The organism is Roseibium sp. MMSF_3544 (assembly GCF_030732845.1).
Lineage (GTDB): Bacteria > Pseudomonadota > Alphaproteobacteria > Rhizobiales > Stappiaceae > Roseibium.
In genome coordinates this window covers 52972-76032 of the sequence record NZ_JASHKA010000019.1, presented here as the reverse complement: position 1 = coordinate 76032, position 23061 = coordinate 52972, and the positions used below count along the sequence as shown (strand labels likewise).

Annotated in this window: 21 protein-coding genes; 9 read left to right on the top strand and 12 right to left on the bottom strand. The window is 58.4% G+C overall.

Annotation, left to right across the window (positions count from 1 at the left end; all coding sequences use genetic code 11):
* Positions 1–167: 167 nt before the first annotated feature.
* The gene (locus tag RBB47_RS23070; protein WP_305988253.1) at positions 168–734 is read right to left on the bottom strand and encodes a sigma-70 family RNA polymerase sigma factor; all 567 of its coding nucleotides are present in this window, start codon (positions 732–734) and stop codon (positions 168–170) included.
* A gap of 315 nt (positions 735–1049) precedes the next feature.
* Between RBB47_RS23070 and RBB47_RS23065 the strand changes: the two genes are divergently transcribed.
* The 3 genes from RBB47_RS23065 (at position 1050) to RBB47_RS23055 (ending at position 3880) form a co-directional block, all read left to right on the top strand.
* The gene (locus RBB47_RS23065; protein WP_305988251.1) at positions 1050–1559 is read left to right on the top strand and encodes an invasion associated locus B family protein; all 510 of its coding nucleotides are present in this window, start codon (positions 1050–1052) and stop codon (positions 1557–1559) included.
* A gap of 246 nt (positions 1560–1805) precedes the next feature.
* Complete coding sequence (rlmN, locus tag RBB47_RS23060; protein WP_305988250.1) at positions 1806–3029, top strand: 23S rRNA (adenine(2503)-C(2))-methyltransferase RlmN; 1224 nt, start codon at positions 1806–1808, stop codon at positions 3027–3029.
* Between the two features lie 239 nt (positions 3030–3268).
* Positions 3269–3880 (top strand): cytochrome P460 family protein, encoded by a 612-nt coding sequence (locus tag RBB47_RS23055; RefSeq protein WP_305988249.1) that lies wholly within the window; start codon positions 3269–3271, stop codon positions 3878–3880.
* A gap of 106 nt (positions 3881–3986) precedes the next feature.
* Here RBB47_RS23055 and RBB47_RS23050 read toward each other — a convergent pair whose 3' ends face one another.
* Both RBB47_RS23050 and RBB47_RS23045 read right to left on the bottom strand, forming a co-directional pair.
* On the bottom strand, positions 3987–6176 hold the full coding sequence (locus RBB47_RS23050) for a xanthine dehydrogenase family protein molybdopterin-binding subunit (protein ID WP_305988248.1): 2190 nt from the start codon (positions 6174–6176) through the stop codon (positions 3987–3989).
* A gap of 3 nt (positions 6177–6179) precedes the next feature.
* Positions 6180–6641, bottom strand: coding sequence for a (2Fe-2S)-binding protein (locus RBB47_RS23045; RefSeq protein WP_305988247.1), 462 nt, complete (start codon positions 6639–6641; stop codon positions 6180–6182).
* Between the two features lie 175 nt (positions 6642–6816).
* Here RBB47_RS23045 and RBB47_RS23040 point away from each other — a divergent pair, with 175 nt between their 5' ends.
* Positions 6817–7434 (top strand): TetR/AcrR family transcriptional regulator, encoded by a 618-nt coding sequence (locus tag RBB47_RS23040; RefSeq protein ID WP_305988246.1) that lies wholly within the window; start codon positions 6817–6819, stop codon positions 7432–7434.
* Between the two features lie 2 nt (positions 7435–7436).
* Positions 7437–7682, top strand: a complete 246-nt coding sequence (locus RBB47_RS23035) for a GDCCVxC domain-containing (seleno)protein (RefSeq protein WP_305988245.1) — start codon at positions 7437–7439, stop codon at positions 7680–7682.
* A gap of 356 nt (positions 7683–8038) precedes the next feature.
* Here RBB47_RS23035 and RBB47_RS23030 read toward each other — a convergent pair whose 3' ends face one another.
* From RBB47_RS23030 to RBB47_RS23020, 3 genes are read right to left on the bottom strand one after another with little or no spacing between them, the layout of a single operon-like run.
* On the bottom strand, positions 8039–9592 hold the full coding sequence (locus RBB47_RS23030) for an efflux transporter outer membrane subunit (RefSeq protein ID WP_305988244.1): 1554 nt from the start codon (positions 9590–9592) through the stop codon (positions 8039–8041).
* Between the two features lie 14 nt (positions 9593–9606).
* Positions 9607–10758: an HlyD family secretion protein gene (locus RBB47_RS23025; RefSeq protein WP_305988243.1), complete on the bottom strand. Its 1152-nt coding sequence runs from the start codon at positions 10756–10758 to the stop codon at positions 9607–9609.
* The gene (locus RBB47_RS23020; RefSeq protein ID WP_305988242.1) at positions 10755–11156 is read right to left on the bottom strand and encodes a DUF3302 domain-containing protein; all 402 of its coding nucleotides are present in this window, start codon (positions 11154–11156) and stop codon (positions 10755–10757) included. The genes RBB47_RS23025 and RBB47_RS23020 overlap by 4 nt, the downstream gene beginning before the upstream one ends.
* A 250-nt stretch (positions 11157–11406) precedes the next feature.
* Between RBB47_RS23020 and RBB47_RS23015 the strand changes: the two genes are divergently transcribed.
* Positions 11407–12627: an argininosuccinate synthase gene (locus tag RBB47_RS23015; protein WP_305988241.1), complete on the top strand. Its 1221-nt coding sequence runs from the start codon at positions 11407–11409 to the stop codon at positions 12625–12627.
* 11 nt (positions 12628–12638) lie between these two features.
* Positions 12639–13322 (top strand): hypothetical protein, encoded by a 684-nt coding sequence (locus RBB47_RS23010; RefSeq protein ID WP_305988240.1) that lies wholly within the window; start codon positions 12639–12641, stop codon positions 13320–13322.
* A gap of 31 nt (positions 13323–13353) precedes the next feature.
* Here the strand turns inward: RBB47_RS23010 and RBB47_RS23005 are convergent, their stop codons facing one another.
* The 5 genes from RBB47_RS23005 to RBB47_RS22985 form a co-directional block, all read right to left on the bottom strand.
* On the bottom strand, positions 13354–14616 hold the full coding sequence (locus RBB47_RS23005) for a sulfatase-like hydrolase/transferase (RefSeq protein WP_305988239.1): 1263 nt from the start codon (positions 14614–14616) through the stop codon (positions 13354–13356).
* A gap of 272 nt (positions 14617–14888) precedes the next feature.
* Entirely contained in the window at positions 14889–15401 is a 513-nt protein-coding gene (gene folK / locus RBB47_RS23000; RefSeq protein WP_305988238.1) for a 2-amino-4-hydroxy-6-hydroxymethyldihydropteridine diphosphokinase, read from the bottom strand.
* Position 15402: 1 nt separating this feature from the next.
* On the bottom strand, positions 15403–16221 hold the full coding sequence (gene folP / locus RBB47_RS22995; protein WP_305988237.1) for a dihydropteroate synthase: 819 nt from the start codon (positions 16219–16221) through the stop codon (positions 15403–15405).
* Positions 16222–16315: 94 nt separating this feature from the next.
* Positions 16316–17527 carry a multidrug effflux MFS transporter gene (locus RBB47_RS22990; RefSeq protein WP_305988236.1) on the bottom strand — a complete coding sequence of 404 codons (1212 nt, stop codon included), beginning with the start codon at positions 17525–17527 and terminating at the stop codon, positions 16316–16318.
* Positions 17524–17985: a MarR family winged helix-turn-helix transcriptional regulator gene (locus RBB47_RS22985; protein ID WP_305988235.1), complete on the bottom strand. Its 462-nt coding sequence runs from the start codon at positions 17983–17985 to the stop codon at positions 17524–17526. Before RBB47_RS22985 ends, RBB47_RS22990 begins: the two co-directional genes overlap by 4 nt.
* Positions 17986–18186: 201 nt before the next feature.
* Here RBB47_RS22985 and typA point away from each other — a divergent pair, with 201 nt between their 5' ends.
* Positions 18187–20010: a translational GTPase TypA gene (gene typA, locus RBB47_RS22980; protein WP_305988234.1), complete on the top strand. Its 1824-nt coding sequence runs from the start codon at positions 18187–18189 to the stop codon at positions 20008–20010.
* A gap of 417 nt (positions 20011–20427) precedes the next feature.
* Positions 20428–21369 carry an IS110 family transposase gene (locus tag RBB47_RS22975; RefSeq protein WP_305988233.1) on the top strand — a complete coding sequence of 314 codons (942 nt, stop codon included), beginning with the start codon at positions 20428–20430 and terminating at the stop codon, positions 21367–21369.
* Positions 21370–21686: 317 nt separating this feature from the next.
* On the opposite strand, the gene RBB47_RS22970 is transcribed toward RBB47_RS22975, so the two are convergent.
* Positions 21687–22907 carry a 6-phosphofructokinase gene (locus RBB47_RS22970; protein ID WP_305988232.1) on the bottom strand — a complete coding sequence of 407 codons (1221 nt, stop codon included), beginning with the start codon at positions 22905–22907 and terminating at the stop codon, positions 21687–21689.
* Positions 22908–23061 lie beyond the last annotated feature (154 nt).

Genomic DNA, 23061 nt, shown 5'->3' with positions numbered 1-23061 from the left:
TTTTCTCTCTTTTCAGAACAAGACTGTGCTCAAAGCCGCGACTTCCTACAGGCTCAACCTAAGTTGAGGTCAATATGCCCAGAACAAGTTTTTTGCGAAGGCGCGCATTTTTTCTGAGACAGAAAAAATACCGCCTGTTTTTTGAGAGTATTAACTGTGGCCTGAACCTAGTCCACGTCGACGGCGGTATCAGCCTCGATAAGCTGGCGCAACCTGCCGAACGCAAGACGAATGCGGGATTTGACAGTTCCAAGCGGCAGGCCGGTCGAATCTGAAATCTCGCTGTGCGACTGGCCGAGGAAAAAGGCGAGCCTGACAACTTCGATCTGCTCCTGAGGCAACTTGGAAAGCGCGGCACGCACCCGCTCTTCACGCAGCCTGGCGTCCATTTCCTCAGAAACATCGGGAAGCGAAGCGGGCTGCAGCGACGGTTCTTCCGGGTCGAGTTCCGCAGTTTTCTGCCGTCTCAGCCGGTCAATACGCCGGTTACGGGCAACGCGGAACAGCCAGGTGCTGGCATTGGATTTGCGGGGATCAAACAGATCCGCCTTGCGCCAAAGTGTCACCATGACATCCTGGGCGATTTCCTCCGCCACCGCATCGTCGGCGCCTTGTTTCATCAGATAGCCCTTCAGGCGCGGGGCGAAATGATCAAACAATTCAACAAATGCGGCCTTGTCGCGGTCAACCGCGACCTTGACGATCAGATCTGAAAAGTACTGCGCCTGCTTCAAATGACATCAAACTCCCTGTCCGATCCTATTCTTTAGCAGGTTCGAAAGTTTTCGAAAGGGGGTTCAAGCCTTCTGCCACACTGTTGCCGCGATTAGCCGCAAGAGCCAATAGGGGAAACGAACCCGGGGGACGGACTCTTTACTGAAGCTGTACCCCAAAGAGATCAAACGGCAGAAACGTCACGAACCTGTAATTGCCCAGTCGAGGCTTCAACCCTTTCGTAACCCGCTTTAAGCTATCATTAAAGCAAGGTTTATAAGACAGACGGCAATTGCATCAAATTTGACGAAAACTCATAGCCAAATGGTGTGGAGATGATGAAAGCAAAATCGCTGGTACTGGCCCTCGCAGGTCTAGCCGTTTCGAGTGCAGCAGCTTTCGCACAAACCCCGACGCTCATAAAGCAGCACAAGGATTGGGCGGCCTATACGACGCCCAGCGGTGGCGGCAAGGTCTGCTACGCGCTTACGAAACCGACAACGATGCTTCCGGGCGACCGTAATCATGGGGATGTGTTCTTTTTCGTAACGTCGCGGCCTGCGGAAAATGTCGCGTCCGAACCGAGTCTGGTTGTCGGATATCCGTTCAAGGACAAGTCGTCCGTTTCCGTCGATGTCGACGGCAAAGGCTTTACGCTGTTCACAAACAATGACGGAGCCTGGGTGGAGAACGCAGCGACCGAGGCTCAGCTTGTTGCCGCCATGAAGGCCGGTCGTGAAATGACCGTCAACGGCGAATCGAGCCGTGGTACCCGGACGACTTACAAATTCTCGCTGTCAGGCGTGACCGCCGCGATCGATTCGGCCGTGAGCGCCTGCCGTTAAAGAAACCGGACGTTTCTCCTGCGACGTTAGTTCGACCCGGCCGGGTTTTTCCCGACCGGGGTTTGGCGTTTGGAAGCCCGCGCGATTTTGCGGCCGCATGCCTGCGTTGCAGCGCGCCTTCTTGATTTTTGGCCGTATCTGTGGTTTTGGAAACGCTTGCAATTGAGCCTGTTGTTGCAGGCATCCCGGCGGCCGTTTGCTTGTGAGCAACTTTAAAGACGCGCCGGAAGTGAAACGGATCACGACATGGCGATTACGCTCGACATCGCGCGGGACAATCCGAACGCGCCGACGGTTTCAGCCGCAGCCAACGCTTCTGCGTCAGCAGAGGACAAGCCAACGCTGATCGGACTGTCGCGCGACGAACTTGGTGAAGCGTTCGGCGCCATAGGAGTTCCGCAGAAGCAGTGGCGCATGCGTGCCTCTCAGCTCTGGCATTGGCTCTATGTCCGAGGTGTGTCGGACTTTGGCGACATGACAAATATCGCGAAGGATCTGCGCAAGAAGCTTGACGAGACCTACTCGATCGCGCGCCCTGAAATCGTGTCCGAACAGATTTCCGTCGACGGTACGCGCAAGTGGCTGTTCCGCTTTCCCCCGCGCGGTGCCGGACGTCCGGTTGAAGTCGAGACGGTTTATATTCCTGAAGAGGGCCGCGGCACGCTCTGTGTGTCGTCACAGGTCGGCTGCACCCTGACCTGCACGTTCTGTCACACTGGCACCCAGAAGCTGGTTCGCAACCTGACCGAAGAGGAAATTCTCTCCCAGATCCTGATGGCACGCGACCGGCTTGGCGACTTTCCGGACGCGAATACGCCCCAGGGCGCGATCGTTCCCTCCGAGGGACGGCTTGTCTCCAACATCGTCATGATGGGCATGGGCGAACCGCTCTACAATTTCGAGAACGTCAAAAAGGCGCTCCTGATCGCATCCGACGGCGACGGGCTGTCGCTGTCCAAGCGTCGTATCACGCTGTCGACATCCGGTGTCGTTCCTGAAATCTTCCGCACGGGCGATGAAATCGGCTGCATGCTCGCCATCTCGCTTCATGCAGTCCGGGACGACTTGCGCGACATTCTTGTTCCGATCAACAAGAAATGGAACATCGAGGCGCTCCTGGAAGCCTGCCGCCAGTATCCCGGACTTTCCAACGCCAAGCGTATCACCTTCGAATATGTGATGCTGAAGGGTGTAAACGACAGCAACCAGGACGCTCTCGATCTCGTCCGGCTGCTCAAGGGTATCCCGGCGAAAATCAACCTCATCCCGTTCAACCCGTGGCCGGGCTCCGAATATGAATGCTCGGATTGGGAACGGATCGAGGAGTTTGCAGATATCGTCAACCGGGCCGGTTATGCATCCCCTATCCGGACGCCGCGCGGCCGCGATATCTTCGCCGCCTGCGGTCAGCTGAAATCGGCATCCGAACGCATGCGCAAGAAAGATCGCGAAGCCCTGGCCGCTTCCTGATCAATTGATACCCAATTTCCTTTTGTGAACGCATTTCCGGGTCGGGTCCGCCCGGCGCCCATTTGGCGTGCACTGAGCGTCCTGCCACTCATTTTTGCTCGCCGACGGATCAACCCTGCACACAACCCGGTGATGCAGAAAACAACCTATATGGAATCGCTCTCAGGAAACATTACCTAAGGGAATAAACACTTTTCCGGGGTGGGGCGCTGCCAAGCGATATTTTGGAGAAAGTGATTATGAGGAAATTGATTTTTCTATTGAGCGGGAGCCTGGCTGTTTCGGGCATCGTTGCGAGCGCAATTGCACAGAACGAGCGCGATGACAGTCACATTGCCATCGAGAACCCTGCCGAACTCTCGAAGGATGAAGCCCGCAAGATCTACAGCGACCTCAGAAACCGGATGGCGAGCCTTTACGCCATGTCGGATATGGCGGAAATCAGGAATTACCAGTCCTGGAAACTGTTCAACGACGCGCCTTTCATTTCCGCCACACATGGCCAGCGCTATGTGAACAATTATGCCAACGCCATCGCGGTCAATTACGCGATCCTGAAAGAGGGTGAGAAGCTGCCTGTCGGCTCGGTTTTGGCCAAGGACAGCATCACGGTGACCGGCGATGGGCGCGTTTTTCCCGGGGCCATGTTTGGGATGGAGAAACTGCCTGAGGGAACAAGTCCGAAGACGGCGGACTGGCGCTATTTCATGGTCATTCCCGACGGATCCATCTATGGCGACACGACAGGCGAGAATCCGGACCTGATGACCTATTGCCATGAATGCCACCTGGCGGTGGAGGATCGGGATTTCACATTCTTTGTGCCGGAAGAGTATCGCGTGCCGGAATAAGGACCGCAGCCCCCCCCAATAAAGTGCCGACGGTGTCAGCGACCCTGCGGCCCCGCACGAAAAAGGCCGCCCAGAAGGCGGCCTTTCCCATTCTATGCGTGACAGGTCAGACGAGGCCGGCCTTTGTCAGCGGCAGGCTGGTGACCCACTCGTCCCTGGCAGCCGCGATCGCGTTGGCGACAGCCGGCCCGATCGGTGGCGTGCCCGGTTCACCGATGCCCGTCGGCGCTTCGTTCGACGCCACGATATGCACCTCGATTTCCGGCATGTCCGACATGCGGATCGGCTCATACGTGTCGAAGTTGGTTTCTTCGACATAGCCGTCGGCAAGCGTCACCTGGTTGCGCAGGATGGCACCGAGGCCGTAACCGATACCGCCTTCGACCTGGGCACGGATGTTGTCCGGGTTGATCGGAGTACCGCAGTCAACGGCTGCGACCACTTTCTCCACCTTGACGGTTCCGTCTTCGCGGAACGAGATTTCCGCGACTTCAGCGACATAGGAGCCAAAGGACTTGTGAGCCGCCACACCGCGGAAGCGGCCTTCCGGTGCAGGCGTATCCCAACCGGCTTTCTCGGCGGCCAGTTTCAGAACATTCACCTTGCGCGGATCATCCTTGATCATCTCCAGCCGATAGGCGACCGGATCCTTGCCGGCTTCCTTGGCAAGGCGGTCGACCATGGTTTCCATGACATAGGCGGTGTGCGTGTGACCGACCGACCGCCACCACAGAACGGGAACCTGCGTTTCCTGGTACGCCTGATCCATGTTCATGAGCGGGAACGCATAGGTCGTGTCATGCGCGCCTTCGGTCATGTTGTGATCAACGCCATCCTTCATCAGCATGGCTTCGAACGGTGTGCCCTTGATGATCGACTTGGCCGCGATGTTGTACTTGAACGCCGTAACGTTGTTGTTTTCATCGAGCCCAACCTTGATCTTGTGCGCCGACATCGGGCGATAGTAACCGCCGGCCATGTCGTCTTCGCGGGTCCACACGATCTTCACCGGAGCCGGGTCCATGCCTGCCGCTTGCATGGCCTTCGCCAGCATGGCGACTTCCATGACCGGGTGGGCATCGGCCTGTGCCCTGCGGCCGAAGGAACCGCCCGCCCACAACGTGTTGATCTTGACGTTTTCGAACGGAATGCCGAGCACCGCCGATGCAACATTGTGGTCAATGGTCTGGATCTGGGATCCAAGCCACAGTTCCGCCGTTTCACCGTCGAACAGGATCGCCGCATCAAGCGGTTCCATGGCGCCATGGGCCAGGAACGGGAAGTCGAAATCGGCTTCGATGACACGTGCGGATCCTTCAAGTGCCGCATCAATGTCGCCGTCTTCGCGGACCTTGACCCCCGGCTGACCGGTCATGTACTTCAGCTCGTCCATCATGGCGTCGCTGGAGCGGGTCTCAGCAGCGCTGTCGTCCCATTCGATTTCCAAAAGGTCACGCGCCTGGATCGCCGGCCAGGTGGATTCGGCAACGACTGCAATTCCGTTCGGGATCTGCAGAACGTTGACAACACCGGGAACAGCCTTGGCTTCAGTGGCATCGAAAGATTTCACCGTACCGCCGAAGCGCGGCGAGCGCGCGACTGTTGCGACCAGCAAACCGTCCGGCTGAAAGTCCATGGTGTAAGTGTTCGGCGCTCCGACAGTCTTGTTCTTCACGTCGACACGCGGGAAGGACTTGCCAATATAGACCCACTGATCAGGCGTCTTGAGTTTCGGCTCGGCCGGGACCTCTTCTTGCGCTGCGAGACCGGCAAGGTCACCGAGCGTGGCTGATTTCCCGGAGGCATGGCGGACGACACCGTCCGAAACCGTGATTTCTTCTGCCGGAACACCCCAGTCCTTTGCGGCCGCAGCAACGATCATGGCCTTGGCGGCAGCGCCTGCCTGACGGTACTGCATGAAGGAGTTGGCCATGGCGGTGGACCCGCCGGTGCCCTGAACGCCGAACAACGTGTTGGCATAAACTTGCGGATTGGAGGGTGCGTGCTCGGCAGTCACCTGCTCCCAGGAAGCATCGAGTTCGTCGGCGACCAGTGTCGTCAGACCGGTTGCTGTTCCCTGGCCCTTGTCGAGATGTTTGGACAGGACAACAACCGTGTTATCCGGGCGGATATGCACGAACGGCTGAATCAGTTCGCCGTCACCGGCAGCTGCTTCTGCTGCACGCGGCAGGTTCATGGCGATCACAAGACCGCCGACCGTGCCGGCTGACATTTTCAAAAACGTGCGGCGCGTAGGTTTGGCGGCTTCGAGCGGCTTTTGCAAAAGGTGCAACATGGATCAAGCCTCCATCTTGTCGGACGCAAGGTGGATCGCCTTGCGGATACGGGCATAGGTCGCACAGCGGCAGACGTTGCCGTCCATGGCAGCATCGATGTCTTCATCGGTCGGCTTCGGCGTTTCGCTCAAAAGCGCCGTTGCGGCCATGATCTGCCCGGACTGGCAATATCCGCACTGAGGAACATCCAGCTCGTTCCAGGCGGCCTGAACGGCCGTTGCCGCCTTGCCGTCGATCCCTTCGATTGTGGTGATTTCGGCGCCTTCGAGGTCACCGACATAGGTTTGGCAGGACCGGATCGGCATCCCGTCCATGTGAACTGTGCACGCACCGCAGGCTGCGATACCGCAGCCGAATTTCGTGCCGGTCATACCGAGTTCATCGCGTAGCGCCCACAACAGGGGGCTTTCGGGGTCGGCGTCGAGAGTCCGCGTTTCCCCGTTGATTTTGAGTGTTATTGACATGAAGGACGTCTCCCTTGGCTGGCCGTAACTGGCTTAAGGGTGTAAACTACACTGTGCAGTTTAATCTCGAGTTTCCCGTCTGTAAACTCCCTAGTTTACATAGAGCGCAAATTTTGGGAAAAAAGGGCGGGGAGCGGAACAAAGAGAAATGCAACGGGGCTGAATCGAGCACGACATGTCGGTATCCGACCAGAAGAAGAAACAGATCATCGAAGCCGCGATCGCGGAGTTTCAGGAAAAGGGTTATGCCGGGGCCAGCATGGACCGGATTTCCGAACGTGCACAGGTATCAAAGCGGACGGTCTATAACCACTTCGAAAGCAAGGATGTTCTTTTCAAGGCCATCAACCAGTGCCTCGCCGACCAGATCAATTCCGCACTCGAACTACCCTATGACCCTGATCTTCCCATCCGCGATGCACTGATCCGCCTGGGCTGGGCGGAAGGCGAGTTGATGATCAATCCGTGCTTCATGAGCCTCGCCCGGATGATCATGAGCGAAACCATTCGCGATCCGGAACTGGCTGCGGACATGAATGCGCGCATGACCAAACTGGTTGTCTTTGCCGAGTTCATCGAGCGCGCGACCCAGGAAGGCAAACTGAATGCAGACGACCCCGCGGTGGCGGCAGAGCAGTTTCTGGGTCTGATCAAGTCCCGCACCTTCTTCCCCAACATCTACGCAGCCCGTGTTCCGGGCCGTGACGAGGTCGGCAAGATCATCGAGGAAAGCGTCGACCTCTTCCTCGCGCGCTACAAAACGACCAAGACAGAAAGAGCGGCGGCGGAATAGACATGCGAGTGGCACCGCCAACGGACCGGTCGGCCGAAACACCCCTCATTCTGGAGAGTGTGATCTCTTGCCCTGAATGTGGGAGTGTGACCGGTGAAACCATGCCGGAAAATGCCTGCCAGTGGTTCTATGAGTGCCGCTCCTGCAGCGCCTTCATCAGACCAAAGCCGGGCGATTGTTGCGTCTTTTGTTCCTATGGCACCGTGCCCTGCCCACCGATCCAGAAAGGCGAAAGCTGTTGTAGCTGATGGCGCAACTCACACGCTTTTGTCATCCCTGCAATGGCAGGGATCCAGCAGTCACCGATTTCAGACAAAAACGGTTCCTGTCGGCGGCGGACTGGATGGTACGCGCACAATTGACATCCCTTTTACACCGGTCGTCCCATGGCGCGACCATGGGACCCATGCAGCTACCTCTGCCGGAACGCGGGTACGCGTTTAGGACGAAGCCGCAGCATGGATTGCCTGATCAAGTCCGGCAATGACAGGTGGTGTCGGTTATTTCCTGATGACAATACCAATCGCAGGATTGAGTTGATTACGCCCTCCTCAGGATGAGGAGTGAACCAATTAAGCGACTGAAATAAAATTCGATATGCCGGTCACCCCGAATTCTCGACCGGTTTTTCCAAGAGCTTGCCCCAGCGGGTCCGTTCGGCCATTTGCTGGCGCGTTTCATCGGAAATCAGGCCGTCGATATTCTCCGGGATCCAGCCACCGCCGAGGCCCTTGTAGACCGCGACCAGATTGGTCAGCACGTTCGCCTGCGCCGCCAGCAGCCGCTCTTCCGCAACAAGAAGGTTTTTCTGGGCATCAACCACCCGGTTATAGTCCGCCGTCCCGTCTTCATACTGCGCTTCGACCTCCGAAACGGAACTGCGGGCGGCGGCAACGCTACGGCGCAGATAGACCGCCTCCTGCTTGGATCTTAAGAACGCCGTCAGCGCGTTCTCGACCTCCGCGTAGGCATTCAGCACGGTATTCTGATAGTTGAGCAGCGTTTCCTGGAATTCGGCATCCTGCACACGGACATTGTTCTGGATGCGCCCGTAGTTCAGGAAATTCCAGGAAAAGCCCGGATTGATGAAGCCTGTCGTCGTCCCATTGCCGAAGAGATTGGAAAAGTCATCGGCGCTGACACCGATCGCACCGGAAATGGAAAAGGCCGGATATAGGTCCGCCTTGGCGACACCAATCTGAGCCGACTGGGCGGCCGCGATGTATTCCGCATACCGGATGTCGGGCCGCCGGCGCAGAAGGTCGGCGGGAACACCGATGGCAACTTCCGCCGGAACCCGCGGATAGCGCGCCCTTTTGCCAAGCCGTGCCTTCATGCGGCCCGGAGGCTCGCTCAAAAGCAGGCTGAGCGCGTTGTAGGCCTGCGCCAGTTCCGCTTCATAGCCTGGAATGCTGGCGAGTGTGTTGTTGTAAAGCACGGTCGCTTCATCGACATCGAGCTTTGTCGCAGCACCGTTTTCCAGTCGCAGCCGGGTAAGATCGAGCGACTTCTTTTGCAGCGCCGCGTTCTTGCGCGCAACGGCAATCAGCTGCTGCAACTCCCGCACGGTGATGTAGGTCGCTGCGATATCGCCGGTGAGCGTGACCAGCGCATCGTCATAGGACGCGATGTTGGCCTTCAGGTTGGCATCGGCCGACTGGACATCCCTTCGGATCTTGCCCCAGACGTCGATTTCCCAGCCGGCATCAAACCCGACCGAGACCCTGGTGATGTGATCATTGACGAGACCGACCCGCTCGAGATCGCGGATAAAGGGATCTTCAGCACTGAAGCGGATGCTTTTCGAGTTGCCGTTGATCTCCTGCACCTGCGGGAACAACTCGCCCCTGGCAATGCCGAGCTGGGCACGCGCCTGATAGACCCTGACACCGGCGGCCTGAAGCTCCACATTCTGCCGGTAGGCCTGCGCAATCAGACTGTTGAGCGTCTCGTCCTTGAAAACATGCCACCAGGGCACGGAATTGGCGCTGCGTGTCGTGAAACCGGTGCGGCTGTCGATCGGCAGATCGGCACCGGAACTCCAGCTGTCCAGAATGGGTGCTTCGGGACGCTCGAAATCCGGCCCGACCATGCAGCCGCCGAGGAGCAGCGCCCCGGAGATAACCGCCCATCGATATAGTTTCGTTATCTGCCCCATCCGCATTGCAGGTCCTAAACATCAAACGGAATGATGAAGTTGATCCAGGAATAAAGCCGCATGTTGATGCGCCTCAGGTCCGCAACCCACTTGCCGCCGCCTCCGGTATAGATCGCAGCCGCACCGTGAGCGCCCGCCGGATACCGTTTCAGGGCAGGATCGTCATCAAGCACAATCTCGACCGCGAAACGGCCCTGCGGGCTCATGAACATGAATTCCGGAACTCGGCCGCGCGGGATGATTTGCCCCTGACCGGTCCCGTCCCAGATTGCCCTTACCTTGCCGGTGAAAACCTGGCCCGGATAGATATCGAGTGCGACTTCGACCGGCTGACCCGGTTCAACGAATTTCAGATGCTCCTGATAAAAGGTCGCCAGAAAATAGGGGTTTGCGTCCGCAACAAAGGCCGCAATGGAACCGATCCTGAAACCGCCGACAACAAGACCCGGACGCGCTTGCTGGCTGATGATTACCCCATCTTCGGGCGCATAGATGGTCGTCTGGTCGAGATAGTATTGTGCCTGCTCGACCTGCGCCTCGGCAGCCGCAACCTGTGCGTTGACCCCGTCGATCTTCGCATCCACCGCCAGCTGCGCCTTTTTCACGTTCGCCTCGGCCTCAGCGACTTGAGCCTCAGCCCCAGCGAGCTGCGCATTCCACTGATCAAGCGTCTCCTGCTTGGCACCACCGCGCGGCACGAGATTGCTGAACCGGTTGACCTGTTCGTTTGCGAACTGCTCGTTGGCCCGCGCCTGCGCGAGCGCGTCCTGTGCGATGACAACGTCTTCATCGAGAATAAGCGCGTTCTGCTGAGCGCTGGCGAGATTTGCCTGCGCCTCGGCAAGCTGCGCGGCGTAAAGCGTCGGGTCGAACTGGTAGAGCTTGTCGCCCTTCTTCACCGGCTGGTTCTGAGTAACGTAAACGTCCTGCAAAAGCGTTGGATGCGGCAGGCGCGGAGCGATCTGGATCGTCTGCCGGATGACATGCCCGTCGATTGTATAAGGGGTATAAAAACGCAGGAAGACAACAAGTAGAAACAGAACGTGGAAACCCACCCAGAACGTGACAACGCCCCACGCGATGTTGAATTTCAGGATCCGGAACTTGTAAAAGACCAGCCACATGAACAGGGCATAAAAGCCTAAAATCAGCAGCGCGATCGTCATGAGGACGCCCCATCCCGCGTCGGCGCCGGTGCTGTCCCGGCAGGATCCGCTTCGGGCTGAACCACCGTCTGGATCGCACCCGGTTCGGTGTCCTCCTCGCCGTCGTGATCATCTTCTGCAAGCTTGTCGCGCATGTCTTTCGGAAGTTTGCGTACATCGATGGTCAGACTGTCGTGGTAGGCCCAGATGAGCGCGTGGATCCAGGGAAAGACAGTAAACAGCCCGATCCAGCCACCAAGTTTTACCGATTCCGCGTGCGGATGCTTGCGCTTTTCAGCAAGTTTCCCGGGCAAGCCGCCCAATGTGACCATGGCATAAAAAAAGGCGATGACGACCAGGAGAAGGATCACAAAGGTCGCGTAATCGTAGTTGTCGAGTTTGAAATCGATCAGATCCATTCCACCTCCCAGGCAAGCCGGATCGACAGACCGCCGTTTTACGTCTTGTTAACACCCTCGACCGGTGCCGGGTCAATTGCAAGTAGCAAGTGGCGTGCATCTGCGCCTCAGCTGTCGCCCGAATGCAACAATCGCAGTGACGATTTGGCCGCACGGAAGGGCTTGCGCCGCGCCCGGAACCGGCTAAATTGCGGCAAATTTTCAACCGCGCGGTCAACCCGCCGAAACATCGAACTGGACCCTCCCCAAAATGGCGCATGGAGACATCAAAAAAGTTGTGCTCGCCTATTCCGGCGGCCTCGACACATCCATCATCCTGAAATGGCTGCAAACCGAATTCGGCTGCGAAGTTGTGACCTTCACCGCCGATCTCGGCCAGGGCGAGGAGCTTGAGCCCGCGCGCAAAAAAGCTGAGATGCTGGGTATCAAGGAGATCTACATCGATGATCTGCGTGAAGAATTCATCCGTGATTTCGTCTTCCCGATGTTCCGCGCGAATGCCGTCTATGAAGGTGTCTACCTGCTCGGCACATCCATCGCGCGCCCGCTGATTTCCAAGCGTCTTATCGAAATCGCCGAAGAAACCGGCGCGGACGCAGTCGCACATGGCGCCACCGGCAAGGGCAACGACCAGGTTCGTTTCGAGCTCTCCGCTTACGCGCTCAATCCGGACATCAAGGTGATCGCACCCTGGCGCGACTGGGAGTTCAAGTCCCGCACGGATCTGCTCGATTTCGCCGAAAAGCATCAGATCCCGGTGCCGAAAGACAAGCGCGGCGAAGCCCCGTTCTCTGTCGACGCGAACATGTTGCACTCGTCTTCGGAAGGCAAGGTGCTCGAGGATCCCGCCGAGGAAGCACCGAACTACGTCTTCCAGCGCACTGTCGACCCGACCGAAGCGCCGGATGCCGTGACCGAGATCGAGATCGGTTTCGAAAAAGGCGACGCTGTGTCGCTCAACGGCGAAGGGATGTCACCGGCAACGCTTTTCGCAAAGCTGAACGACTATGGCCGCGACAACGGCATCGGCCGTCTCGACATGGTCGAAAACCGTTTCGTCGGCATGAAGAGCCGCGGCATCTACGAAACTCCGGGCGGCACCATCCTGCTGACCGCGCACCGGGCAATGGAATCGATTACGCTCGACCGTGGCGCTGCGCACCTGAAAGACGAACTGATGCCGCGTTACTCGGAACTGATCTATAATGGCTTCTGGTTCTCGCCCGAACGCGAAATGCTGCAGGCGCTGATCGACAAGAGCCAGGAACACGTCACCGGGTCTGTCCGCCTGAAACTCTACAAGGGCAATGTCATTCTGGTTGGCCGTTCGTCTCCCTATTCGCTCTATTCCGAAGAGCTTGTCACCTTCGAGGACGATCAGGGGGCTTACGATCAAAAGGATGCCGCCGGCTTCATCAAACTGAACGCTCTGCGCCTGCGGACGCTGGCCAAGCGCGACCGGCTCGACTGAGGCAAACCGACATGACAACACCGGCTGCAGCGAAACTGACGGAAGATCTCGCGGCGGCCGGTTTTTTGTGTCTGGGTGGATTTGAGCCCGGCGCCGGCGACGGAGTCCCCGATATTTCAGGTGGCAGTGCGGTCACGAACCTGCTTCTGATCGGCAGCACTGGTCCGTCGCTTTGGCCGAGTTTCCGCACCACTCCGGAATTCGCCGACCTAGCTCCCCATGCGCTTGACCGATACACCAAACGTGCGCTCTCACAGATCGCTTCGGACCATCGTTACGAAGCCCTGTTTCCGTTTGAGGGCCCGCCCTATTTCCCATTCCAGCAGTGGGCGCTGAAATGCGGCGGTTTCTCTCAAAGCCCGCTCGGTGTTCTGGCGCATGCGCAGTACGGCCCCTGGACCGGTTTCCGGGCCGCGTTTCTGACATCCGAGCCTGTCATCGCGACACCAGCGCCTACGGTATCCGGCCCGTGCGAGACCTGTTTCGACAAGCCGTGCGTGACGGCCTGTCCGGTTGACGCGATTTCGCCTGAGACGGGCTATGACGTCCCGGCGTGCAAGACGCATCTGGCCTCCGACCCTGCGGTCGCCTGCTGGTCCGGGTGCCTCGCCCGGCACGCCTGCCCCTATGGCGGTGACCACAAGCCGTCACCCGAGACGGCGCGGTTTCATATGGAGAGTTTTGTCGGGCTCTAGCGTGCGGACCCTTAAATGAAGCCGAACTGTTCTATTTCGCGTGTGACCCGACCGCTGCGAAAGTCTCTGCATCCGAGCCGGTCAGCGGCTTGAGATGAAACCAGCCGACCTGACGCGGCTGAAATAGATTTCTGGCCTTGCGGGTGAAAAGCGGCGGCTGGTGATCGCCGACGAGAAGGATCTCTGTTTCCTTGAGATTCTCGTTCAGGGCAATGTCCCGGACGAGGTGCGATACGTTCAGCCATTGCTCGCTCATGCGGCACAGCTCACGATCTTCAAAGACACCGCCGTCATCACACGAAAGCCTTGCTGGCACTTCACCGGGCAAAACCGGCTTGTGTGAATTCAGCGTTAGCCAGTAAACAAACCTCGGCCGGGATTCCTCCTCGGTCAGGAACGCTTCTACGGATCTCGCCACATCGGCATCGCACAGGCCCTTGAAGGTCACACCGCAAAGGGGCAGCGGCTCACCCGTTGCCAGTCCTGCCTTGTTTTCCCGAAAATAGAGCTCTTCGAAGCCGATTTTCGGAAACCAGTCCTTGCGCTCGAAAAACTCTTCAGTGAACGCGTGGAACGCTGCGGTTCTATAACCGGCTTCCGAGGCCCGTTTTGGCAGGCAGTCGGTATCGCCACGTTCGCGAAAATCCCGATAATCCGCCCGGACGTTGCAGAGTTCCCTGGCTTCCCCAGAGGTTGTCGAACCGAAATATTCGGTTGCGCCCTGCTCGACTGCATATTTTTTGCGGATGTCTTCCTGAAGCAGCGGCCCCCAAATGAGGTTCTGGTGCTCTTGCGAGGAAAAGGCACCGAGCCCCTCCACCATCACGATAAGAACGTCGCTTCTTCCGCCGTTGTCGGTCAGGTGTGACACACCCGATTTCAGACTTGCTGCATCCTCGATCGGCTCAAACTTCTCGGCAAACTGCATTTGCAGGTTCATCAGATCCTGAGGAGCTGTGTTTATCCAATAGTCAAAACCGCCAAAAATCATCGCAACGATCAGGAAGGGAACAAGAGAAATCCGGTCGCGGCGCTTCTTCAGGCTGACGACGACCTTGTATGTCAGCACGAACGCAACAGTCAGGACGGCAAAAACAACGAGATACGTAATCGATTGCGCGATGTTGAGCTCACCCAGGAACTGCAGGGAGTCCAGAAGCATAGCAAGCGGCATCTGGAAGTAGCGCGACACGAATGCGGCAGCGTCCAGCGCCATGACACAGAATAACAAGAACAGGAACACGAACCTGTTCACGAAAAGACCCGTAAGGCACACAAGCGCAAGAGCAAGCACGAACTCTGCTCTTGGAGGGCTATAGAAAATACTCAGTACAAAAAAGATAATGTTGCACAGGAAAAGCGGTAAGATCGCGAACTTGATGGTTTCTTTTGAAAAGAACCTGGAGTCACGAAGGGACCTGAGCCCAGCAAATGAAAGCCGCATAATAATCGACTCGACAACACGTGAAAGTGGAGCTGGGTTGTATCATTTCAGACTTTAAGAAATGGATAATTCCGGGCGGACAGGCGGACCGCCGAAGCTGCGCATTACGGGGCGGGCGCGCGTCAACCCAACCGAAGAACGCCGTCCTGATCCGGGCAAGTTTCAAGCGCTTCTGCAGCCGTGCGGCCATCGCCAAGGGGGGCGTCCGGCCAGATCTCGGCAAGCGGAATGAGCACGAAGGCCCGCTCGCCCATCCTGGGATGCGGTACATCCAGATTATCCTCATGGATCTTGCGGACACCGTAGATCAGAACATCCACGTCGATAATCCGGGGACCCCAACGTACTTCGCGAATGCGGCCGAGCTCGTTTTCAATCTCAAGGCAGCGTCCCAGCAGGGCCTGTGGGCTCAGCACCGTATCAACAATTACACAGATGTTGACGAAATCATCCTGCGGTACGGGGCCCCAGGGCGGCGTCCGATAATTTGATGAGCGCGCGACCATCGTGATGCCGTCGGTTTCGTCAAGAAGCCGGACCGCTTCGTCGAGATTTGCGGCGGGATCCCCGAGGTTGGATCCGAGCCCGAGGGCGCAGCGGGTCGGTGCATCAGGCATGCTGTGGGTCGTGGTCATATCAGACAGGCGTCCGTTCCAGATGAGTGGCCTCCAGCATACGCACGCAATCCGCATGCGGACCGACATCATGCGCCCTGACGATCGCCGCCCCTTTGAGGAGCGTTGTCATGTGAACCGCCATGGACCCGTGAAGCCGGTCGTCGGTCTCCACATTCAGGACCGCGCCGATCATCCGTTTTCGTGACGCGCCGGCCAGGATTGGACATCCGTGCTTTTTGAGCGTTTCGAAACGGTTCAAGATGACGAAATTCTGATCAACGGTCTTGCCGAACCCGAAACCGGGATCAAGGATCTGCTTTTCGTTCGGGATCCCGGCCTTTTCCGCCAGACCTAGTGATCTCTCGAAGAACCGGTCGATATCGTCGAGAATGTCGATGCTGCCATCTGCCCTGTCCCGATTGTGCATCATCACGACATGGACGCCGGCCTCTGCCACCGCATCGGCCATTTCCGGATCCCGTTGCAGGCCCCAGACATCGTTGACAATCACAGCCCCCGCGCGACAGGCCCGGCGTGCGATCTCCGCCTTGTACGTGTCGATGGAAACAGGTGTGCCAAGCTCGCAGACGGGCTCCAGGACAGTTGCCAGACGGCGCCATTCGTCTTCCAGGGCGACCGGGTCCGAACCGGGGCGCGTGCTTTCCGCGCCGATATCGAGAATGTCGGCCCTTTCGGCGATCATCGCTCTTGCATGCGCCAGGGCTGCCGTTTCCTCATTGTGGCGTCCTCCGTCAGAGAACGAGTCCGGCGTGACGTTCAGGATGCCCATCACGTGGGCGCGATTTGTCGGCAATGCGTATCGGGCGGCTTTCGCCATGCGGGAGATCCTCTTTAACTCGCATCGACTGATGCCCGTTCACCGCGACCGGGTCAAGCGGACGACATCTTCTTTGACGCGATGCGGGACTGATCTACTCGGCAGCCGCCAGACGTGTCGCCCTGTTCTTGAAGACAAGGTGCAGAACAATGCCGACCAGCGGCATCAGAGGAAGAACCGTCGCAAGCCCGATCAGCGGGCTACCCAGAGCGGCGACGATGAGACCGGCGAGGATGCCGCCGCCAAATTGCATGAAACCCGTCATCGCCGAAGCCGCTCCGGCAATATGGGGAAAGGGTGCCATTGAATCGGTGAAGCTCGCGGGCAGAACGAATGCGAGCGCGAACACGAACACGGCCACGGGCCCCATGACCGTCAGGACCGTCGGCTCCATGGTCAAGGTCAGGACGCACATCAGCGACGAAGACACAACCCACAACATCATGCCGACAGGAACGAGCCTGTGCGCTTCCATCCGCTTGAGCAACCGCCCCGTTACGATTGTCCCGACAATGAAAGAACCGGACTGGATGATCATCACCATGCCGAATAGTGACGGCGACAAACCGACTTCGTCCATCAGAACGAATGGAAGAACATTTGCGAGTGCGTAAAGGCCGCCCAGTCCGCACCCGATCAGGATGCTGGGGGAGAGAAATCTCGGGTCCTTGAGCAACATCAGATAGTTTGCGGCAAGTTGCCTCGGATTGAGGTGGTGCGCTCCGGGGTTGGGATTGGTCTCCACCTGAAAAAGGACGATTGCGGCCATCAGCACCGCACCGTAGATCACCATGCACCAGAACACTTCTCTCCAGCCGAAGAGCTCCAGAACAAAACCGCCGATCGTGGGCGAGACGGCAGGCCCCAACGCCAGCATCATCGCGATCGTATTCATGATGTGCGCCGACGCCTGTCCGGTGAACTGATCACGTACGATCGCGCGCGAAACGGAAATGCCGACAGCTGCCCCGACGCCCTGCAGAGTGCGTGCGACGAGCATGAACTCCACCGTCGGGGCAAATGTCGCCAGGAAGCTTGAGAAAAGGTAGAGACAAAGAAACGCCAGCGTCGCGCGCTTGCGCCCGAACGCGTCGGAGAGTGGGCCGCAAATGAGCTGGGCAACCGCGAATCCGGCAAAGTAAGCGATCAGCGTCAGCTTGATCGCAGCGTCGGTCGTCCCGAACACCTCCACGAGCTTCGGCATGGCGGGGGTATAGAGCGCCATCGAAATCGGTCCGATGGCAACCAGCCCCGCGCCAAGCAAAGACGTGCGCCGCGCGCTCATGATGGCGTGTTCAGAGGTCATTTCCGTCTGCCCGGCCCCTCCTCGGAAATCAGGTTGTCCTTCATATCCTGCAAGAGCCGCTCAAGTGTGGCCCTGTCGCGCTCGGGAATGTCTTCCAGCGCGCGGGAGCGTACGGACTGCAGCGCCGTCCCTATTCTTTCCAGGAGCGGATCAGCTTCGGGTGTCAGTTCCACGAGTTTGGCCCGCTTGTCCTTCGGGTCCGGGCACCGCTTGATCAGATTCATCTTTTCCAGCGAATCCAGATAGCCGACCAGGGTCATCGGTTCGACATACATAATGTCGGCGAGTGCTGCCTGCCGTTGTCCCGGGTTCCGCCAGACATAAAACAGCGTGCGCGCTTCGCCGACGGTCAGTCCGGTTTCCACGTCGGACAGGGCAGTCTCGAACCGCCGGCGCAGCAAACGCGCTAGATCGACGACCAGCATCGTGACGCTGACATTCGGGTAAGCAATATTCATGATCTGTCTATTAGTAAGGTTTCCTTACGAATTAGTGCGTCATTGCGGCACTGTCAATGCGCACAATCGTCACCGCATTGCACAATTGCCGCAGGCCACGTATAAAGGCGCCAAATTCGGCGACTGCGCCGATCCCAGAAATTACACTTCCAGGCGTGTCACGGGTCCCAATCGGGCCCGTGCTGTCTTTTGGAGCCACTCATGAACCTTCGCAATATCGCCATTATCGCGCACGTCGACCATGGCAAGACCACCCTCATCGACGTTCTGCTGAAGCAGTCCGGCGCCTTCCGCGACAACCAGCGCACGGAAGAGCGGATGATGGACTCCAACGACATCGAGCGCGAACGCGGCATCACCATTCTGGCGAAAGTCACCTCGCTGGTCTGGAAGGACACCCGCATCAATATCGTCGATACGCCCGGCCATGCCGATTTCGGCGGTGAAGTCGAGCGCATCCTGCATATGGTTGACGGCGTCATCCTGCTTGTCGATGCCGCTGAAGGGCCGATGCCCCAGACCAAGTTCGTGCTGGGCAAGGCCCTGAACCTCGGTCTGAAACCGATTGTCGCCATCAACAAGATCGACAAGCCAGAACAGCGCGCCGACGAGGTTCTGGACGAGGTGTTCGACCTCTTCGCGGCGCTTGATGCCAACGAGGAGCAGCTGGACTTTCCGGTTCTTTACGGCTCGGCCAAGCAGGAATGGATGGCACCGGAGCCGGACGGGCCGCAGGACAATATGGACCCGCTGTTCGACATGGTCCTGGACAAGGTCGCCCCGCCGGAAGCTGACCCGGGCGAGTTCCGCATGCTGGCAACGACGATTGAGTCCGACCCCTTTCTCGGCCGCATTCTGACCGGTCGCATCGTGTCAGGCACTGCGCTGCCCAACATGGCCATCAAGGGTCTTGCGCGTGATGGCAGCGTTGTGGAAAGCGGCCGCATTTCGAAGATCCTGGCCTTCCGTGGCCTGGAACGCCAACCGATCGAACAGGGTGAAGCGGGCGACATCGTTGCCATTGCCGGAATGACCAAGGCGACGGTTGCCGACACGCTGTGCGCCACGAGCATCGAAGAGCCGCTGCAGGCCCAGCCGATCGACCCCCCCACCCTTTCCATGACCTTCCGCGTCAACGACAGCCCGCTGGCCGGAACGGAAGGTTCCAAGGTTCAGTCCCGCGTCATCCGCGAACGGCTGATGAAGGAAGCGGAAGGCAACGTCGCCCTCAAGGTTGAGGACACGGACGAGCCGGACGCGTTCGTGGTGTCCGGACGCGGCGAATTGCTGCTCGCGATCCTGATCGAGAACATGCGCCGCGAAGGCTATGAACTCGGCGTCGGCAGGCCCCGCGTCGTCTACCAGTTCGATGACGCCGGCAACCGTCTTGAGCCGATCGAGGAAGTCATCATCGACGTCGATGAAGAGCATTCCGGTGTCGTGGTTCAAAAGCTGCAGGAGCGCAAGGCCGACCTTCTGGAGATGAAACCCTCCGGCGGTGGCCGCACCCGTCTGGTGTTCAACGCCCCGACCCGCGGCCTGATCGGCTACCAGGCCGAACTTCTCTCCGACACACGCGGCACCGCGATCTTCAACCGTCTGTTCCATGGTTATGAGCCCTACAAGGGCCCGATCCAGGGTCGCCACACCGGCGTGCTTTTGTCGAACGGCACGGGTGAGGCCGTGGCCTATGCGCTCTTCAACCTGGAGGACCGCGGCCCGATGATGATCGATCCGGGCACAAAGGTGTATCCGGGCATGATCGTTGGTGAACACACGCGCGGCAACGACCTTGAAGTCAATGTTCTGAAAGGCAAGCAGCTCACCAACGTGCGCGCCGCCGGCAAGGATGACGCGGTCAAGCTGACAACGCCAAAGAAACTGACGCTGGAAGCTGCGCTCTCCTATATTTCCGACGACGAGCTGGTGGAAGTCACCCCCAGCTCCATCCGCCTGCGCAAGGGCATCCTCGACCCGCACGAGCGCAAACGCGCCGAACGCGCCGCCAACAAGGAATCGGCGTAAGGTGCCTGATCGCGGAGACGAAATGAATGAGCCCGGGCACTGTCCCGGGCTTTTTGCTTTCGACATTTCCGCTCGATCATCTTGGGTCGAGCCTTGAGCGGACGTGATCCTGCGCAAGGAACCGGAGCACCCTGCGTTGGCTGTATTCCAGATGCACAACCTCATTTTGAGGAGCGAGACCACTCGCGTCTCGAAGGATTGCCATTTGCCCGAGAACCTGCCGCACATCCTTATCTGTTTATTTTTTTGTAGGCTTTGTCTTGGGAGGGCCGCATAAGCCCTCCCAAGCGGGCCGGAGACCGTACCATCCTCGGCATCCGTCAGTCCGCTCGAAGCAAGGCTCCCGGTCCCGCTTTCCAACTTATCCCGAATGGTTGCTCGCGCAAGAGTGCGTAGATAAGGCAGGGGCAGATGGAGATGGCTCGAGTGTTTGTGGGAATTGATGTGTCGAAGTCGGTTCTGGACGTGCATGCGCGTCCTTGCAACAGGCGAGAACAGTTTGACAATGGGCCTTCGGGCTGGTCTGCGCTTGGAGCTTGGCTTTGTACGTTGAGTGTTGAGCGGATCGTTCTGGAAGCCAGCGGCGGCTATGAACGCGGAGCAACGCGTGCGCTGACAAAGCAGGGGCACAGCGTTTGTGTGGTCAATCCGCGCCGTGTGCGAGACTTTGCTCGGGCCAGCGGGTATCTGGCCAAGACCGACCGGATAGATGCGGCCGTTCTGGCTCATTTCGCACAGGTCTTTGATCTGCCCGTAGCCCGGCGGCCGGATGATGCGCAAGCCAAACTGGCGCAATATGCCGCCTTGAGGGACACGTTGGTTGCTCACAAGACCCGCCTGTCCAATCAGCTCGGCCTGCTGGACGATCCCGATCTCAGGCCCGTGCTGGAAGACCTGGTGAAAACGCTTGAGGCCAAGCTCGCAGAATTGGACCGCCTGATCCGGCGCTGCATTCAGGACAAGGCCGACTTGAGCCTGCGCTATGAGCAATTGACGAGCGTTCCCGGCATCGGACCGGTCGCCGCCATATCTGTCATGGCCTTCCTGCCCGAACTCGGACGGATCTCGCGACGGGCCATCGCCGCCCTTGTCGGGCTGGCGCCGTTCGCCAGAGACAGCGGCACCATGCGAGGGCAGCGAACGATCGCAGGAGGCAGGCCTTCCGTACGCCGGGCTCTGTTCATGGCAAGCCTGTCCGCCACCCGCTTCAACCCCCTCATCAGGACGTTCTACGAACGCCTTGTCAAAGCTGGCACCACAAAGAAAAAAGCAATCATCGCATGCGCGAGAAAACTCATCACAATTCTAAATGCAATGGTCCGAGACGGAAAAAACTGGCAAGCAAAACAAACGGCATAAACATGGTTGCTTCGAGACGCCGCTTGCGCGGCTCCTCAGGATGAAGATTTGTTTTGAAGTTGCCCTTCACAGAGCCTTGGAGATCCTCAGCTCATTTCGCCGAGATCGGCACATTCGTCTTGAGACAAGCCTGTATCATCTGTCATTGCCGGACTTGATCCGGCAATCCAGGCCGCGACTTCGCCTCAAGCTCTTTTCCTCCATCCGGGAAAAATTCACGGTATGGGTCCCATGGTCAAGCCATGGGACGACGGGAAAAAGAGGGGTGACGGAGTTGTCTAACCTATTCGCCGCTGCGCCCGCCCAGACAACGCGTCCTAGGGCGCGCCTGCCAGGATCTTCGGCACCTTGTTCGGCCGGAGGCGATGGGCGTCCGGCATGCCGCTCCCCAGCAGGGGACGCAGATAGAGCCGGAACTCGTCGGTGACGTCGTGACCCGAAGCCGTGATGAATTCATCAGGCATCGTGCGGGTCTTTCCGGCCACCATTTCCAGCGGGACAAGTTCGTAGTCGACAGAGTAGTGGCCGGTGCGTTTGATCGTCACCGATCCGTCGCGGTCACCGAACATGCCGTATTGGACGGCCTTTTCGCCGACTTCGCGAGCTTCATTTTGGTCAACATCGGAGACACACCCGACAAAACTGCGCTGGATATAACCAAGCGTATCCCCCCGCACCCGCGTGATTTGCAGTTCGTCTTTGACTTTCTGCGTCAAAAGATCCGCCAGGGCACCGCTTCCGGACAATTGCACATTGCCGTGCGCATCACGTTCGACTTCGCTGGCCAGTTTGGCGATGATCGGTTCGCCGGTCCCGTCATGAATGCCTTCGCTGACAGCAACAACACAGCGACCGAGCCTTTCATACACGTCCTTGACGTCCCTGATGAACCGATCGATCTCGAAGGTTCGCTCAGGCATGTAGATGAGATGGGGACCGTCATCGGAGAACTTCTTTCCCAAAGCCGAGGCGGCGGTCAGAAAGCCTGCATGGCGCCCCATGACGACACCAATATAGATGCCGGGAAGCGCCGCATTGTCGAGATTGATGCCCATGAACGCTTGAGACACATATCGCGCAGCGGACGGGAAGCCTGGCGTGTGGTCATTTTCGACCAGATCGTTGTCGATCGTTTTCGGAATATGGATGCAGCGCAGATTGTAATCCGCCTTGCGTGCCTCTTCGTTCACGATACGGACAGTGTCCGAGGAATCGTTCCCGCCGGTATAAAAGAAATAGCCGATCTGGTGCGCCCGCAGGACCTTGAACAGTTCCTGGCAGTATCTCAGATCCGGTTTGTCGCGTGTCGAGCCCAGTGCCGAAGACGGCGTGTTGGCGACCATCTCCAGGTTATGAGTGGTCTCCTGGGTCAGATCGTAAAAGTCTTCGTCCAGGATCCCGCGCACACCGTGCACGGCGCCGTAGATCAACTCAACACTGCGGAACTTGCGCGATTCCAACACCGCCCCAACCATGGACTGGTTGATAACTGCCGTCGGCCCACCGCCCTGGGCGACCAGTACCTTACCGTGAAACACAAAGATGCCCTCCTGAATCTATGTATAGAAACTGGCATCAATGATGGTCAACGAACAAGGGCCTAATTGGGCGGCCGGCACGATCGCGTCTGACCCGTCGCGTGCCGCGGCCTTTGATACGATCACTTTTGGGTGCGTGAACGGACCTGGATTT

Bases quoted from the DNA above. Each gene is read 5' to 3' on its own strand.
- RBB47_RS23010 (WP_305988240.1), top strand. From the start codon at position 12,639: ATGACAACACCGGCTGCAGCGAAACTGACGGAAGATCTCGCGGCGGCC.
- RBB47_RS23030 (WP_305988244.1), bottom strand. From the start codon at position 9,592: ATGGGGCAGATAACGAAACTATATCGATGGGCGGTTATCTCCGGGGCG.
- folK (WP_305988238.1), bottom strand. From the start codon at position 15,401: ATGACCACGACCCACAGCATGCCTGATGCACCGACCCGCTGCGCCCTC.
- RBB47_RS22985 (WP_305988235.1), bottom strand. From the start codon at position 17,985: ATGAATATTGCTTACCCGAATGTCAGCGTCACGATGCTGGTCGTCGAT.
- RBB47_RS23025 (WP_305988243.1), bottom strand. From the start codon at position 10,758: ATGACGATCGCGCTGCTGATTTTAGGCTTTTATGCCCTGTTCATGTGG.
- RBB47_RS22975 (WP_305988233.1), top strand. From the start codon at position 20,428: ATGGCTCGAGTGTTTGTGGGAATTGATGTGTCGAAGTCGGTTCTGGAC.
- RBB47_RS23055 (WP_305988249.1), top strand. From the start codon at position 3,269: ATGAGGAAATTGATTTTTCTATTGAGCGGGAGCCTGGCTGTTTCGGGC.
- folP (WP_305988237.1), bottom strand. From the start codon at position 16,221: ATGGCGAAAGCCGCCCGATACGCATTGCCGACAAATCGCGCCCACGTG.
- RBB47_RS23035 (WP_305988245.1), top strand. From the start codon at position 7,437: ATGCGAGTGGCACCGCCAACGGACCGGTCGGCCGAAACACCCCTCATT.
- rlmN (WP_305988250.1), top strand. From the start codon at position 1,806: ATGGCGATTACGCTCGACATCGCGCGGGACAATCCGAACGCGCCGACG.
- RBB47_RS22990 (WP_305988236.1), bottom strand. From the start codon at position 17,527: ATGACCTCTGAACACGCCATCATGAGCGCGCGGCGCACGTCTTTGCTT.
- typA (WP_305988234.1), top strand. From the start codon at position 18,187: ATGAACCTTCGCAATATCGCCATTATCGCGCACGTCGACCATGGCAAG.
- RBB47_RS23015 (WP_305988241.1), top strand. From the start codon at position 11,407: ATGGCGCATGGAGACATCAAAAAAGTTGTGCTCGCCTATTCCGGCGGC.
- RBB47_RS23040 (WP_305988246.1), top strand. From the start codon at position 6,817: ATGTCGGTATCCGACCAGAAGAAGAAACAGATCATCGAAGCCGCGATC.
- RBB47_RS23045 (WP_305988247.1), bottom strand. From the start codon at position 6,641: ATGTCAATAACACTCAAAATCAACGGGGAAACGCGGACTCTCGACGCC.
- RBB47_RS23050 (WP_305988248.1), bottom strand. From the start codon at position 6,176: ATGTTGCACCTTTTGCAAAAGCCGCTCGAAGCCGCCAAACCTACGCGC.
- RBB47_RS23020 (WP_305988242.1), bottom strand. From the start codon at position 11,156: ATGGATCTGATCGATTTCAAACTCGACAACTACGATTACGCGACCTTT.
- RBB47_RS23065 (WP_305988251.1), top strand. From the start codon at position 1,050: ATGATGAAAGCAAAATCGCTGGTACTGGCCCTCGCAGGTCTAGCCGTT.